Here is a 15,161-nt window from a genome sequence, read left to right as displayed (position 1 = left end):
AGGGGTTTCAAGTCGCACGGAAAGCGCTATTAGTACTTATTAATGCTGTGTTGAACTTTTGTGACATAGCATTCGTTTCTTAGGGGTTTCGTTGCCGCTGATCCGGCATGATGTGCGCAGGATCGGTAGAGTACCCTTAAGGCAAGGCAGGCGCGCAAGGCCCGTCGGGCGCGCGCCGGCAAGCGGTAGAGTGGACCGCGCCCGTTTTGACGTGAGTGCGGAGTGCTGGAAGGAAAGTGATATGAGCAAAGTCAGCGGCAGCAACGGCGGCGACTCCAAGAATACCCTATATTGCTCTTTCTGCGGAAAGAGCCAGCACGAAGTCCGGAAGCTGATCGCCGGACCGACCGTATTCATCTGCGATGAATGCGTCGAGCTGTGCATGGACATCATCCGCGAAGAGAACAAGACCTCGATGGTCAAGTCCCGCGACGGCGTGCCCACGCCTCAGGACATCATCAAGGTCCTCGACGAATACGTCATCGGCCAGAAGCAGGCCAAGCGCATCCTGTCGGTCGCGGTGCATAACCATTACAAGCGCCTGGCGCACGCCTCCAAGGGCGGCGACGTCGAACTTGCGAAGTCGAACATCATGCTGGTCGGCCCGACCGGTTGCGGCAAGACCTATCTTGCCCAGACGCTCGCCCGCATCATCGACGTTCCCTTCACGATGGCCGATGCCACGACGCTGACCGAAGCCGGCTATGTCGGCGAGGACGTCGAAAACATCATCCTGAAGCTCCTGCAGGCTGCGGATTACAATGTCGAACGCGCCCAGCGCGGCATCGTCTACATCGACGAAGTCGACAAGATTTCCCGCAAGTCCGACAACCCGTCGATCACCCGCGACGTGTCGGGCGAGGGCGTGCAGCAGGCGCTTCTGAAGATCATGGAAGGCACGGTTGCCTCGGTCCCGCCGCAGGGCGGCCGCAAGCATCCGCAGCAGGAATTCCTGCAGGTCGACACGACGAACATCCTGTTCATCTGCGGCGGCGCCTTTGCAGGTCTCGACAAGATCATCTCGGCCCGCGGCGAAAAGACCTCGATCGGCTTCGGCGCCTCCGTCAAGTCGGCGGAAGACCGTCGTGTCGGCGAAGTGCTGCGCGAACTGGAGCCGGAAGATCTGGTCAAGTTCGGCCTCATTCCGGAATTCATCGGCCGTCTGCCGGTTCTGGCGACCCTCGAAGACCTCGACGAGGACGCGCTGATCCAGATCCTGTCCGAGCCGAAGAATGCGCTGATCAAGCAGTACCAGCGCCTGTTCGAGATGGAAGACGTCGATCTGACCTTCCACGAGGATGCGCTGCGCGAGATCGCCAAGCGGGCGATCACCCGCAAGACCGGCGCCCGCGGCCTGCGCTCGATCATGGAGAAGATCCTTCTCGACACCATGTTCGAACTGCCGACGCTCGAAGGCGTGCGCGAAGTGGTCATCTCGGACGACGTCGTGCGTGGAAACGCCCGGCCGCTCTACATCTATGCCGACCGGCAGGATGAAAAGGCGAACGTTTCGGCGTGATCCGCCCGTTCCGGACGACACCGTGAAGAGGCCCTATCGGGGCCTCTTTTTTATGTTGGTGGATAGCCTTGCTTATTTCGATTTTTCCACCACTTTTGCCTCGCGAAGAATTGCACCATATTCGTCTTGCATTAGAGACGGTGCGGGAAGATCATCGGAGTTTGGACTGCTTCGCCTGCATATGATCGCAGGCGGGCAGTTCCGGTCAGTCGCGTCCCGTGTCCTTTGGCGTTTCGCGTGGCGTAGTGTGCGCACGCTTTGTAATAGCCCTGTCACAATCCCAGCGGCGGCGGCCTTGCAAGGCTTGAAATCAAATTTCGAAAACTCCACTTTGGGCGAGAGTGAAGTGCCCGGGTGATTTGCCCGGGACGTATCCCGGAAACGGGACGATGGAAAGGAAATGAAATGACGAATTCAACGTCTGCAGCACCCGGCGGTGAAACCTATCCGGTCCTGCCGTTGCGCGACATTGTGGTCTTTCCGCATATGATCGTGCCTTTGTTCGTCGGACGGGAGAAGTCTATTCGCGCGCTCGAAGAGGTGATGGGTTCCGACAAGCAGATCATGCTGGTCACCCAGATCAACGCCGGCGACGACGATCCCGAACCCTCGGCAATCTACAAGGTCGGCACCGTCGCCAACGTGCTGCAGCTCCTGAAGCTTCCTGACGGTACCGTCAAGGTTCTGGTCGAGGGCCGCTCGCGCGCCAAGATCGACGGCTATACCGATCGCGAAGAGTTCTACGAAGCGACGGCCAGCGTTCTTGCCGAACCCGACGAGGATGCGGTCGAGGTCGAAGCCCTGTCGCGCTCCGTGGTTTCTGAGTTTGAAAACTACGTGAAGCTCAACAAGAAGATCTCGCCGGAAGTGGTGGGCGCCGCAAGCCAGATCGAGGACTATTCGAAGCTGGCCGATACGGTCGCATCGCATCTGTCGATCAAGATCACCGAAAAGCAGGAAATGCTCGAGACGGTCAGCGTCAAGCTCCGCCTCGAAAAGGCACTCGGCTTCATGGAAGGCGAGATCTCGGTTCTGCAGGTCGAGAAGCGAATCCGCTCGCGTGTAAAACGCCAGATGGAGAAGACCCAGCGCGAGTACTACCTCAACGAACAGATGAAGGCGATCCAGAAGGAGCTCGGCGACGGCGAGGAAGGCCGCGACGAGATGGCCGAACTGGAAGAGCGCATCTCCAAGACCAAACTGTCCAAGGAAGCCAAGGAAAAGGCCGATGCCGAGCTGAAGAAGCTCAAGCAGATGAGCCCGATGTCGGCGGAAGCCACCGTCGTGCGCAACTATCTCGACTGGCTGCTCGGCATTCCGTGGGGCAAGAAGTCGAAGGTCAAGGCCGACCTCAACAATGCCGAGAAGATCCTCGAAGCGGATCACTTCGGCCTCGACAAGGTCAAGGAGCGCATCGTCGAATATCTCGCCGTGCAGGCCCGCGCGACCAAGCTCAAGGGTCCGATCCTCTGCCTCGTCGGCCCTCCGGGCGTCGGCAAGACCTCGCTCGCCCAGTCGATCGCCAAGGCGACCGGCCGCGAATACGTGCGCATGGCGCTCGGCGGCGTCCGTGACGAAGCCGAAATCCGCGGTCACCGCCGCACCTATATCGGCTCGATGCCCGGCAAGGTCATCCAGTCGATGAAGAAGGCCAAGAAGTCCAACCCGCTCTTCCTGCTCGACGAAATCGACAAGATGGGCATGGATTTCCGCGGCGACCCGTCTTCGGCCCTGCTCGAAGTGCTGGATCCGGCGCAGAACTCGACCTTCATGGACCACTACCTGGAAGTGGAATACGACCTGTCCGATGTGATGTTCATCACCACGGCGAACACGCTGAACATCCCGGCGCCGCTGATGGACCGTATGGAAATTATCCGCATCGCCGGTTACACCGAGGATGAGAAGCGCGAGATCGCCAAGCGTCACCTTCTGCCGAAGGCGATCAAGGAACATGCCCTGCAGCCGAACGAATTCTCGGTCACCGACGATGCCCTGATGGCGATCAGCCAGCAGTACACGCGCGAAGCCGGCGTTCGTAGCTACGAGCGCGAGCTGATGAAGCTCGCCCGCAAGGCGGTCACCGAGATCATCAAGGGCAAGACCAAGTCGGTTGCGATCACCGCGGCCAACATTTCCGACTACCTCGGCGTTCCGCGGTTCCGCCATGGCGAAGCCGAGGGCGAGGATCAGGTCGGCGTGGTCACGGGTCTCGCATGGACGGAAGTCGGTGGCGAGTTGCTGACGATCGAAGGCGTGATGATGCCGGGCAAGGGCCGCATGACGGTCACCGGCAACCTCAAGGAAGTCATGAAGGAATCCATCTCGGCGGCGGCGTCCTATGTCCGCAGCAGAGCCGTGGATTTCGGCATCGAACCGCCGCGCTTCGACAAGTCGGACATCCACGTCCACGTTCCCGAAGGAGCGACCCCGAAGGACGGCCCGTCCGCCGGTGTTGGCATGGCAACCGCGATCGTCTCGATCATGACCGGCATTCCTGTCCGCAAGGACGTGGCGATGACGGGCGAGATCACCCTTCGCGGCCGCGTGCTGCCGATCGGCGGCCTCAAGGAAAAACTGCTTGCCGCCCTTCGCGGCAACATCAAGACCGTTCTGATCCCGGAAGAAAACGCCAAGGATCTGGCCGAGATTCCGGACAACGTGAAGAACAACATGGAGATCATTCCGGTTTCCCGCATGGGCGAGGTGATCCGTCACGCGCTCGTCCGTCAGCCGGAAGCGATCGAATGGGATGGCACAGTGGAAACGCCGCTGATCACCACGGTGGAAGGTGTGGACGACGCAGGCGTAACCATAGCGCACTGATCGTTAGCCTTTTGGTTATGCCAAATTGGCACCAGCAATGAAAAAAGCCGGCACAACGCCGGCTTTTTTTGTGAAAAATAACGCGGACCCCTTGTTTTTCAGGCGATTGCGGAGCTTTTGGGTTGCCACGGGCGGGCGCCTGACTATTGTCTGCCCCGATTACATGAGTCGTTCCAAAACCGTTTGAAAGGGGTGGAAACATGAATAAGAATGAGTTGGTATCCGCAGTGGCCGAGAAGGCCGGCCTCTCCAAGGCTGATGCCGCATCCGCTGTAGACGCCGTTTTTGAGACCGTACAGGCTGAACTGAAGAAGGGCGGCGATATCCGTCTTGCCGGTTTCGGCAGCTTCTCCGTTTCCCGTCGCGAAGCGTCCAAGGGTCGTAATCCGTCGACCGGCGCCGAAGTCGACATCCCGGCACGTAACGTGCCGAAGTTCTCGGCCGGCAAGGGCCTGAAGGACGCAGTCAACAGCTAACGCGCTGCCTTCGTGGCACCCTGTTACAGTCTCGCATCTGAAAAGGCCCGGGTTTCCCGGGCCTTTTTTAAGAGCCGCTAATCTCCGCCCGCCACGACCCTGGATGCGAAAACTGTCATCCGCCTGTCACGACTGTGGCTCACAAGCCAACTGTGTTTCATGGACAGGAGGGCTTCCCATGACGTTTTCACTTCGTGCCGCGTTGACCGCAGCACTTCTTGCTTCGGTTGCCGTGCCGGCGAGCGCCGAGCAGGTTTTCAACCGCATCGCATCTTTCCCGGTCGCCGGCAACATGCCTGCCGACAAGGACAAGCTGAGCGCCAGCTCGGCCGAAATCGTCACCGCCAGCGAAGATGGCATGACGCTCATTTATACCGATAGCCCGCTCGGCGCGATCGGCTTCATCGACATCACCGATCCGAAGGCCCCGAAGGCGCTGGGCGCGCTCACCTTCAAGGGCGAGCCGACCTCGGTTGCGTCGGTCGGCAAGAAGGTTCTCGCCGCCGTCAACACCGGCGAAAGCAAGCAGAAGCCGACCGGCATGCTTGCCGTCGTCGATATCGCGACGAAGAAGATCGACCTGACCTGCGATCTCGGCGGCCAGCCGGACTCGATCGCCGTTTCCAAGGACAAGACCTTTGCCGCGATCGCCATCGAGAACGAGCGCGACGAGGACGTCAACGATGGCGCCCTCCCGCAGATGCCGGCCGGCGACCTGGTGATCGTCTCCCTGAAGGACGGCACGGCCGACTGCGCCTCGATCAAGCACGTGACGCTGACCGGCCTCGCCGGTATCGCGCCGGAAGATCCGGAGCCGGAATTCGTCGCTATCAACGACAATGGCGAAATCGCCGTGACAATGCAGGAGAACAACGAGATCGTCATCATCGACGGCAAGACCGGCCAGGTCACCGGCCACTTCTCCGCCGGCAAGGCCGATCTCGAAGGCATCGACAATAAGACCGATGGCCAGCTGTCCTTCACCGGCAAGGCTTCGGCGCTGCGCGAGCCTGACGCCGTCAAGTGGCTCGACAACAACCGTCTGGTCGTCGCCAATGAAGGCGACTGGAAGGGCGGTTCGCGCGGCTTCACCATCTTCGACCGCACCGGCAAGGTTCTCTACGAATCAGGCGCCTCGCTGGAGCGCGCGGTTGCCCGCCTCGGCCATTTCCCGGAAAAGCGCGCGCGCTCGAAGGGTATCGAAGTCGAAGGCATGGAAGCCGCGACCTTCAACGGCCAGAAGTATTTCTTCCTGCTCGCCGAACGCGCCTCGGTTGTCGCCGTCTACAAGGACACCGGTGCCGAACCGCAGCTCATGCAGATCCTGCCCTCGGGCATCTCGCCGGAAGGCGCCGTTGCCATTCCGGGCCGCAATCTCTTCGCCACCGCCAATGAAGTCGATCTCGGCAAAGACGGCGGCGCCCGTTCGCATGTGATGATCTACGCCCTGGAAGAAGGCGTGGCCAACTATCCGAAGCTTGTTTCCAAGGACGTTGACGGCAACGTGCTCGGCTGGGGCGCTCTCTCGGGCCTGGTCGGCGACGCCCAGAAGGACGGCATCCTCTATGCCGTCAGCGACTCGGTCTACACCATGCAGCCGTCGATCTTCACCATCGACACCACCAGGAAGCCCGCTGAAATCACCGGTGTCCTGCGCATCACCCGCGGCGGCCAGCCGGCCCAGAAACTCGATATCGAGGGCATCGCGCTCGACGGCAAGGGCGGTTTCTGGCTGGCCTCGGAAGGCGACTCTGCCAAGTTGACCGGCCATGGCCTCTACAACGTCGATGCCAAGGGCGAGATCAAGGCCGAGATCGGCCTGCCCGCGGACCTGCTCGCCGGCGAGACCCGCTTCGGTTTCGAAGGCGTGACGACGGTTGGGTCAGGTGACGACATGGTTCTGTGGATGGCGATGCAGCGCGAGTGGAAGGACGACCCGAAAGGGACCGTCAAGCTCGTCTCCTACAAGCCGAAGTCGAAGGAATGGGGCGCCGTGCGCTACCCGCTCGACAAGGCCGGGGCAGGCTGGGTTGGCCTTTCGGAAATCACCGCCCATGGCGACTATGTCTACATCATCGAGCGCGACAACCAGATCGGCGATGCCGCGAAGCTGAAGAAGCTCTATCGGGTGGCGATCGCCGACCTGAAGCCGGCCAAGATCGGCACCGAACTGCCGATGGTCAAGAAGCAGGAAGCCTACGATTTCATCCCGGATCTGAAGGCATCGAACGGCTATATCGTCGACAAGCTCGAAGGTTTCACCTTCGACAAGTCCGGCAAGGCCTTCGCCGTCACCGACAACGACGGCGTCGATGACAGCTCCGGCGAGACCTTGTTCTTCCCGGTTGACCTGAAGGGTACGAACTGAGCGTTCACGAATGCCGAATAGGGAAAGGCCGGGGTTCGACCCGGCCTTTTGCGTTTGAAGAGTCCGGAACGCTCTCTTTCCAGGGCGACGACGCCCGGGTGATGGCGTGGCTCTCCCTACCAGCGCTGATGCACGTGCGGGGCAACCAGCCGTGCATAGATTTCCTTGGTCGCGGTCATCACGTCGGCCGACAGTGCGGCAAGGTCGGCCGCCGCCGCATTGCCCCTAGCCTGTGCCTCGTTGCGGGCGCCTGGAATGACGACGGTGACCGCCTCGTTCATCAGGATCCATTTCAACGCAAAGGCCGCCATCGACGCTCCCGCCGGGACCAGCTTGCGGACTTCCTCGACCGCCTCAAGGCCGACTTCGAACGGCACGCCGGCAAAGGTCTCGCCGACATCGAAGGCATCGCCATGCCGGTTGAAGTTGCGATGGTCATCCTTGGCGAATGCGGTATCGCGAGAAATCCTGCCCGACAACAGCCCGCTTGCAAGCGGCACGCGGACGATGACCGCGACGTTCTTGCGCTTCGCTTCCCTGAAGAACAGGTCCGCCGGGCGTTGGCGAAAGATGTTGTAGATGATCTGGATGCTGGTGACGTCGGGGTATTCGATCGCCTTCAACGCTTCCTCGACCTTCTCGACGCTGACCCCATAGTTTTTGATCTTGCCGGCACGGCGAAGATCATCGAGCGCGCCAAACACTTCCGGGCGGTAGAGGACTTCGGTCGGCGGGCAGTGCAGCTGCACGAGGTCGAGGCTGTCGATGCCGAGGTTCTTCAGGCTGCGGTCGATGAACCCTTCGAGATTGGCCTTGGTATAACCGTCCGCGACATGCGGGCTCAGGCGCCGGCCTGCCTTCGTCGCGACCATCGGCCGATCGCCGCCGCGCGATTCCAGGACGCCGGCAATGATCTTTTCCGAGCGCCCGTCACCATAGACGTCGGCGGTGTCGATGAAGGTGACGCCGGCATCGAGCGCCGCTTCCAACGCCTTGGCCCCATCCGCTTCGCTGACATTGCCCCAGGAGCCACCGATCTGCCAGGCGCCGAAGCCGATTTCGCTGACGGTGAAGGATGTGCGTCCGAACGCGTGGTTTCTCATGATGTCCTCTGAATAAGATTGGGCTATCCACAGGCTGCGGAACCCTGAGCTTTCTTCGTGCCCGGCATTTGCCTAAAACACCTGATCAGCTCCGGCAACCGAAACAAGCGATTCGATGACCTCCTTCCAGTTCATGCACGCCGCCGACCTGCATCTCGGCAGTCCCTTCCAGGGGCTGGCGCTGAAGGATGCCGCGCTCGCCGAACTGTTCATCGAGGCGAGCCGCCGGGCCTTTTCCGTGCTGATCGATCAGGCGGTCGAGCGGAAGGTGGATTTCTTCATCGTCGCAGGCGACGTTTATGACGGTGACTGGAAGGACAACAAGATCGGCCTGTTCTTCAACCGCGAGGTGGCGCGGCTGGAGCGCGCCGGCATCCCGGTCTTCCTCTTGAAGGGCAATCACGACGCCGAAAGCGTCATCACCAAAACGATCACGCTGCCGAAGAATGTCAGCGAGTTTCCGGTCAACAAGCCGGGCAGCTTCAGGCTCGATCATCTGAAGGTGGCGCTGCACGGCCAGGGGTTTGCAGAACGTTCCGCGGTTGATAACTTGGCGCTGGCCTATCCGAAGCCCGAAGGGGGTTGGTTCAATATCGGCGTGCTGCACACGTCGCTCACCGGCCGCGAGCCGCATGCGCCCTATGCGCCGTGCTCGGTCGAGGACCTGCGCTCGCGCGGTTACGACTATTGGGCGCTTGGCCATGTGCATGACTTCGAGATCGTCGCCGAGGACCCGCTGGTTGTTTTCCCCGGCAACCTCCAGGGTCGCTCGATCCGCGAGCAGGGGGCGAAGGGCGCGGTATTGGTGACGGTTGAGGACGGCCGTATCACCCATGAGCGGATCATCACCGACAGCGCCCGCTTTGCCGAGCTCGTGGTCGCGGTCGAACCGGACGACAACATCCCGACGATCCTGCGCCGCACCGAGAATGCACTGGAAGATGTCGTCGAGCGGATGGAAGGCCGGCCGCTGGCGCTGCGCATCCGTCTCACGGGCAAAAGCCGCTTCCGCAACGAGGTCATGGCCCGCGCCGAGGATTTTCGCGACGAGGTCCAGGCCGCCTGCCACCGTTCCCACCAGGATATCTGGCTCGAAAAGCTGGAGATGCGGCTCGAACCGGCAATCAACGGGACGAGCGTCGCGACCGACATGCTCGGCCTCGAAGGCCTCATTCCGATGGGCGGCTTCGCCCCGGAACTGCTCGCCGATGCCAACGCCAAGATCGCCGAGATCACCGCCCGCCTGCCGGGCGGCATCGGCGCCGGCGATCTGGCGCTCGGCGATGATGCCGAAGCGCTGCTGGCGGAGGCTCGCGATCTCCTGCTCTCGCGTGCGGCGAGGGCGGGCTGATCCATGCGCTTCAACCGTCTCGATATTCTGCGCTACGGCGCGCTGACCGACCGGACGCTCACCTTCCGCTCGGATGCCAGGCTGCATGTGATCTACGGCCCCAACGAGGCCGGAAAGTCCTCGGCGCTGTCGGCGATCTCCGACCTGCTGTTCGGGTTTCCGACCGCCGCCGAATACAGCTTCCTGCATGACCCGACCGCGCTTCGCGTCGGTGCCGCGATCACCGCCCGTGATGGCCAGACGCTCGAATTCCGCCGCCGCCGTGGCCGCAAGAACACGCTGCTGGCTGCCAGCGAGGCGGAAGAGGCCATGGCCGAGGATGCCCTGGCGCCGTTCCTCGGCACCTTGTCCCGCGATGTGTTCGAACGCGCCTTCGGGCTCGATTCCGCCTCTCTGAGGGCTGGCGGCGAAACGATGCTGAAAAGCGGCGGCGAGATCGGCAGCCTGCTGTTTTCCGCAGCCTCCGGCCTGACGGGGCTTTCGGACCTGCGCAAGTCGCTCGATGCGGAAGCCGACGGCATCTATGCGCCCCGTCGCTCCAAGGACCGGCTGTTTTATCAGGTGCTCGACAGCCATGACGAGGCGCGCAAGGCCGAACGCGACAACGAACTGAAATCCGGCGACTGGAAAAAACTGCTTGGCGAACAGGCCGAGATCGAAGCCGATCTCGCCACGGTGCAGGCCGAGCGGCAGGAAACGAAACGCGCCCTCGATCGCTTGCGGACACTGCTGCGGCTGGAACCGGTGCTGCGGGAGATCGACCGCGAGCGGCAATTGCTCACGCAATACGAGGCGCTGGCTGCGCTGCCGGTTGGTTTCGAGGAGAGGCTGGCAGGGGCTCTGGAGGCGGAGCATAAGAACGCCGAAGCGCTCAGGGCGGCGGAGGCCGAGGTATCGCGTCTGCACGACGAAATCAGCGCCGTGCATGTCGATGAGGCACTGATCGCCGCGGCGCCCAGGATCCTTGCCGCCCATGCGGACAAGGGCGCTTACGTAAACGCGCGCGAAGATATCTCCCGGGTACGCGGCGAAGTGAGCGATTTCGACCAGCGTATCGCCCAGTCGGCCCGCCGACTCGGGTTTGGTAAATTCGAGGAACTTCAGCGCGCCCAGCCCACTGACGCCGATCTCGTACGCTTGCGAAAACTGGTCGAGGAGGGCACTGAACTCGATCGCGGCGTAAAACAGCTTCGCCAGCAGATCGAGGACGCCCAGGATGTCTTGCGGCGGCTCGGAGACCACGGCCCGGATGGCCGCCTGATCGACCCGAAACCTTGGACGGAACAGCTCGCCGCGCTGCGCCCCGATATCAGCGAGCTCTCTGGCATCGAGGCCCTGCAAGTGCGCGTCGCCCGTGCCGAAAGTGATCTTGCCGCCGCGGCCGCGCGCCTGGACCCGCCGGTCAAGGATATCGACCGTCTTCTCTCGGCGCCGCTACCGGACATCGCGACGCTCACGCACCATCGCCGGCTGATCGAAGCGGCCAAGGCGGAGAGTGCTCAGGCGGCCCAGAAACTCGCCGTCATCCGCGATGAAGTCACGGCGATCACCGGCCAGCTTGCGGCGCTCGAAGGGCAGGGGCGGATCGTCTCCCGCGAGGACATCGCAGCGGCAAGAGCCGGCCGCGACGAGAAGATCGATGCGCTCAGGGCAAAGCCGTCGGCCGAAAAACTCAGCGAACTGAAGATCGCCGTGGAGGATGCGGACCGGTTGGCTGATACGGCGCTCGCCGATGCCGAACGTGTCTCGCGCCATGCCCAGCTCACCCTGCGGCAGCGGGAACTGCAACAGGCGCTCGGCGCTGCCGAGATCACTGCCAAGGAAAGCGGCATTGCCGCCGCCGACGCGGTCACCGAATTCGAGGACCTTTTCCACGCAGCCCCGGTTGCGCCGTCCACACCGGAGCGGATGATCGAATGGCGCCGTACCGTCGACGGACTTTCCCTGCTGTCGGGTGCATTGAACGATGCGCGCGACGGGCTGGAGACGCTTCGCCTCAGAGAGGAAAAGCTCAAGCCGGCTTTGCTGGCGCTGGCCGATGCGATTGGTCTCGCCGCCTCCGCACTTCCGCCTCTCGCGCTTGCACGCGGGCTGGAGCGCCGGATCGGGGAACTGACCGAGCGTTGGACCGAAAGCCGGTCGCTGGAAGGCAAACGCCATTCCGCCGAGGAGGCGCTGGAAAAGCTGGAGGAGCGTGAAACCGGTTTGCGCCGGGATATCGAACGCTGGCGCTCCGCATTCTCAAATGCTGCGGTCCTGGCTGGCCTTTCGGAAGACGCGACGACCGAGATGGCTCTCGCGGCGCTGGATGTCTGGCGCACCGTTCCCGATCTCCTCTCCGAACGCGAAAACCGGGACCGCCGCGTAAAGGTCATGGCGCGGGACATGGAGGATTTCGAAGCGGAGGTGAAGGCGCTCGCCGCCGCGGTGGCACCGGATCTGGTCTCGCTGCCTGCCGATGTCGCCGCCGGCATGCTCAACGATCGCGCCATGGGCGCCCGGACTGCCGCCAACCAGCAAGCCACGCTCTCCACGGCGCTCGAGCGCGCGGAGCTTGCCGTGGCCCGGCACGCGGCCGACGCGGAAAGACTTGTGGCGGATCTCCGGGGGCTCGCCTCCGCCGCATCCAAGGATATCGAGGAGGCCGATGGCCTTCTCCGTGACCTTCGAGACCGCAACCGGCTGGAAGCGAGCCTCTCGCAATGCCGCAGCCGCTTTGCCGAACAGGCGGACGGTGCGACCGAGGACGAGGCACGCGCCGCGCTTGTCGGGTTCGACAGGATCGCCGCCGGCCTGGAAATCGAGCGGCTGGATGCCGAGGATGCCCGGCAGGTCGAACGCATGAAGGTGCTCGGCATTGCCCAGGCCGATAGCGAACGCCGCCGCCGTGAGCTGGAAACCGGCATCGGTGCCGAACGCGCCGTCTTCCAGAAGTTCGCTGCCGAGACGGAGGCAAAGGAACTGGCACGGCGCTGGGTAGTGCTGAAGCTCGCCGCCGGCCTTTTGGCGAGCTCTATGGAAGCCTATCGCGAACGCCAGGCCGATCCGGTCATGCAGCGGGCAGGGAAGGTCTTCGCCGATTTGACCGGCGGCCGCTTTTCGCGCCTCGTCCAGGTTTATGACGAGCGCGACGAACTGCAGCTTGCGGTCGAACGGCAAACCGGCGAGCAGGTGAGGCTTGACGGCTTGAGCGAAGGCACAGGCGATCAGCTCTATCTGGCGCTGCGGCTCGCCTTCCTGGAGGATTATTGCAGCCGCAACGAACCGGCGCCGCTGATCCTCGACGACATATTCCAGACCTTCGACGACGAGCGGACCGCGGCCGGCATCCGGACGCTCGCGGCGGCGGGCGAAAAATTCCAGACGGTGCTCTTCACCCACCAGATGAGCCTGGTCGAGACGGCGCGGCGCGAACTGGGGGACGGGCTGGACCTCGTCCAGTTGGAGCGGGCTTAAGAGGCGGATTGCGGCTGAGACAGGCTGCGCAGCGCCAGGCAACCAACCGGCATGCGATAGACCGGCGTCGTCCATCTGTCTGGCGGGGGTGACGGGCGTTCGCCGCAACCGGCCGTCTGGCGGCGCGGCAGGATCAGCAGATTGTAGCGCCGCGCGTCGGTGATCTCCCGGCTGAACGTCATCCGGTAGTTTTCGACGATCGAGCTGAACTCGATGCGTCCCGCCAGTTTCTCGATCAGATAGCTGCGCGTCTCCGGCGTCATCGGCAGGCCGAAACGCTCGGTGGCCCCGATCGCTTCGCTGAGCAGCGCAAGCTCCGTGGTCAGATCCGTCAGGCTGACCTTGATGCGGAAGCTGCTCATGATGTCGGGCTCCGTGCCGCGCGCCTGGATGAACAGCGCAGCCGGTTCCGGCGCATTTCCGAATTCCTCGAAGAACAGGCATTCCCACTCGTCGCCCGAACGGCTGAAGGTCGGCGCTGTGCCTCTGTCGTCCCGCAGCAGGTCGCAGCGCTCCTCGGCCGAAAGCGCCTCGGTCTTCTCAAACACCGCCATCCGCTCGAGGCCCGCCTTGAGAAGCCAGGGCGGATAGTGTCTCGCCGGCGGTAGCGATTTATGCCTGCTGACCCGCAAGGGCGGCGCCGGTGGGGCGGGAAGAAGGTATTGCTCCAACGCGAATTGCCGGACCAGCCGCTTGTAGTTCCGGCCGTTGTTGACGGCGAGCACGGTCGTCGTGAGGGCGGCCAGCACGACCGCAAGGAAAAAGCCGAAAACCAGAACCGCCGGACGCTGCCTGCGGCGGCGATCGGCTGGCGTCTGTCTGTCTGCCTTATCCTCTTCCGGCATGGCTCCGTTCCCGATCGAGGACGGCCCGCGTTCGGCCCCCTCCGCAACATAACATGGGCCAACCTCAAACTGCTCAATCACTATGCGGTAGGCGGAAGCTTATGCCGATCGGACGGCACTGCAAGCCTCTGCTGTGCCGGCGGTATCGGCTTTGGCTCGCCGGGTATTGTCTGTCGTTCAAAGGAACGAGAAGCGTCCGCCGTCGATCTTGAGGACGGTCAGCCTGCCGGAGAAATAGGCGCCCGTGTCGATGCCGATCCGGCCGGGTCCGAAATCCGGTTCCGGCTGCGGCGTATGGCCGTGGATGACGAGAAGCGGCAGCTGCGGCCCGGAGGCAAGAAACGCCTCGCGGATCCAGAGCATGTCCTCCTCGGTCTGCTGTTTGAGCGGAACCCCCGGCCTCAGGCCCGCATGGACGAAGACGAGCTTGCCGATCGTCAGGCTGGCCGGGAGATTGGCGAGGAATTTCCTGTGCGGCACCGGCACGGCTTCCATCAGCAGATCGCCGAACTTGGAGCCGCGCTTCCTGCCCCGCGCGCCGAACTGGTATGGGTCCATGCCGTAGGACAGCAGCGTCTGTTCGCCGCCCATTCCCAGCCATTCGGAATAACGTTCCGGATCGTCCACGAACCTCATGAAGATATCGTCATGATTGCCGCAGAGCGCTATCCGCCTCAGGCCGTACTCGCTCGGCCTGATCAAGTGTTCCAGGACATGGCTCGAAGCCGGCCCCCGATCGACATAGTCGCCGAGCAGGATAACCATGCCGGGACGTCGGTTCTCTTCCATATCGTGAGCGATGCGCGCCTCCGCATCCCGAAGCAGGTCGAGGCAGCCATGCACATCGCCGATCGCATAGATCGGATAGGGGGGCGGGGTCTGACCGAGATCGATCCGGCGGCGGCGAGGCCGGATCGGTCTGGCCGGCCGGCGTCCCCAAAACCAGTCCGTCAACTTTCGCATGCTTACCGCCATCCGCCTGATATGTATGATCCCGCCGCCAATGAGAAGTGGATGCCCCAAGGAGTGTTAACAACGTCCGAAGCGCCGGACTTTTGGAAACGGGTATCGGTAATCGCTGCGCCGCCATCTGTGGGACAATTCCACAGGCGGACAAGGCCGTTCGACAGCGTTGGCAGCGAAGCGTCTGTATTCTGTGGATAATAAATGATTAACCAACCATGTTGTTGATTTGCCACAGCATGCGGATTTTCGAT

9 protein-coding genes are annotated in these 15,161 nt (G+C 62.7%); 6 read left to right on the top strand and 3 right to left on the bottom strand.

Annotated features, from left to right (window positions below; all coding sequences use genetic code 11):
• Positions 1 to 241 precede the first annotated feature (241 nt).
• From clpX to ABCW43_RS04055, 4 genes are all read left to right on the top strand, one after another.
• Positions 242 to 1,519, top strand: a complete 1,278-nt coding sequence (clpX, locus tag ABCW43_RS04070; RefSeq protein WP_007753415.1) for an ATP-dependent Clp protease ATP-binding subunit ClpX — start codon at positions 242 to 244, stop codon at positions 1,517 to 1,519.
• A gap of 405 nt (positions 1,520 to 1,924) precedes the next feature.
• Positions 1,925 to 4,345: an endopeptidase La gene (lon, locus tag ABCW43_RS04065; RefSeq protein WP_345922211.1), complete on the top strand. Its 2,421-nt coding sequence runs from the start codon at positions 1,925 to 1,927 to the stop codon at positions 4,343 to 4,345.
• Between the two features lie 200 nt (positions 4,346 to 4,545).
• On the top strand, positions 4,546 to 4,821 hold the full coding sequence (gene hupB, locus ABCW43_RS04060; RefSeq protein ID WP_007753405.1) for a DNA-binding protein HupB: 276 nt from the start codon (positions 4,546 to 4,548) through the stop codon (positions 4,819 to 4,821).
• Positions 4,822 to 4,999: 178 nt separating this feature from the next.
• A complete protein-coding gene (locus ABCW43_RS04055; RefSeq protein ID WP_345922210.1) occupies positions 5,000 to 7,189 on the top strand; it encodes an esterase-like activity of phytase family protein in 2,190 nt (729 codons plus the stop codon).
• A 116-nt stretch (positions 7,190 to 7,305) separates the two neighbouring features.
• Here the strand turns inward: ABCW43_RS04055 and ABCW43_RS04050 are convergent, their stop codons facing one another.
• Positions 7,306 to 8,292 (bottom strand): aldo/keto reductase, encoded by a 987-nt coding sequence (locus ABCW43_RS04050; RefSeq protein ID WP_345922209.1) that lies wholly within the window; start codon positions 8,290 to 8,292, stop codon positions 7,306 to 7,308.
• Between the two features lie 115 nt (positions 8,293 to 8,407).
• On the opposite strand from ABCW43_RS04050, the gene ABCW43_RS04045 reads away from it, so the two are divergent.
• Complete coding sequence (locus ABCW43_RS04045) at positions 8,408 to 9,643, top strand: metallophosphoesterase family protein (RefSeq protein WP_345922208.1); 1,236 nt, start codon at positions 8,408 to 8,410, stop codon at positions 9,641 to 9,643.
• Between the two features lie 3 nt (positions 9,644 to 9,646).
• On the top strand, positions 9,647 to 13,099 hold the full coding sequence (locus tag ABCW43_RS04040; protein WP_345922207.1) for an AAA family ATPase: 3,453 nt from the start codon (positions 9,647 to 9,649) through the stop codon (positions 13,097 to 13,099).
• Here ABCW43_RS04040 and ABCW43_RS04035 read toward each other — a convergent pair.
• Positions 13,096 to 13,944: a DUF6030 family protein gene (locus tag ABCW43_RS04035; protein ID WP_345922206.1), complete on the bottom strand. Its 849-nt coding sequence runs from the start codon at positions 13,942 to 13,944 to the stop codon at positions 13,096 to 13,098. The genes ABCW43_RS04040 and ABCW43_RS04035 overlap by 4 nt on opposite strands.
• Positions 13,945 to 14,121: 177 nt before the next feature.
• A complete protein-coding gene (locus ABCW43_RS04030; protein ID WP_345922205.1) occupies positions 14,122 to 14,907 on the bottom strand; it encodes a metallophosphoesterase in 786 nt (261 codons plus the stop codon).
• Between the last annotated feature and the right edge of the window lie 254 nt (positions 14,908 to 15,161).

The organism is Neorhizobium tunisiense, from assembly GCF_039631515.1.
Taxonomy (GTDB): Bacteria; Pseudomonadota; Alphaproteobacteria; order Rhizobiales; family Rhizobiaceae; genus Neorhizobium.
This window is presented reverse-complemented; position numbering and strand designations above follow the sequence as displayed.

What these genes read in the sequence shown, in the direction of transcription:
- clpX (WP_007753415.1), top strand. Translation starts at nt 242, where the DNA reads ATGAGCAAAGTCAGCGGCAGCAACGGCGGCGACTCCAAGAATACCCTA.
- lon (WP_345922211.1), top strand. Translation starts at nt 1,925, where the DNA reads ATGACGAATTCAACGTCTGCAGCACCCGGCGGTGAAACCTATCCGGTC.
- hupB (WP_007753405.1), top strand. Translation starts at nt 4,546, where the DNA reads ATGAATAAGAATGAGTTGGTATCCGCAGTGGCCGAGAAGGCCGGCCTC.
- ABCW43_RS04055 (WP_345922210.1), top strand. Translation starts at nt 5,000, where the DNA reads ATGACGTTTTCACTTCGTGCCGCGTTGACCGCAGCACTTCTTGCTTCG.
- ABCW43_RS04050 (WP_345922209.1), bottom strand. Translation starts at nt 8,292, where the DNA reads ATGAGAAACCACGCGTTCGGACGCACATCCTTCACCGTCAGCGAAATC.
- ABCW43_RS04045 (WP_345922208.1), top strand. Translation starts at nt 8,408, where the DNA reads ATGACCTCCTTCCAGTTCATGCACGCCGCCGACCTGCATCTCGGCAGT.
- ABCW43_RS04040 (WP_345922207.1), top strand. Translation starts at nt 9,647, where the DNA reads ATGCGCTTCAACCGTCTCGATATTCTGCGCTACGGCGCGCTGACCGAC.
- ABCW43_RS04035 (WP_345922206.1), bottom strand. Translation starts at nt 13,944, where the DNA reads ATGCCGGAAGAGGATAAGGCAGACAGACAGACGCCAGCCGATCGCCGC.
- ABCW43_RS04030 (WP_345922205.1), bottom strand. Translation starts at nt 14,907, where the DNA reads ATGCGAAAGTTGACGGACTGGTTTTGGGGACGCCGGCCGGCCAGACCG.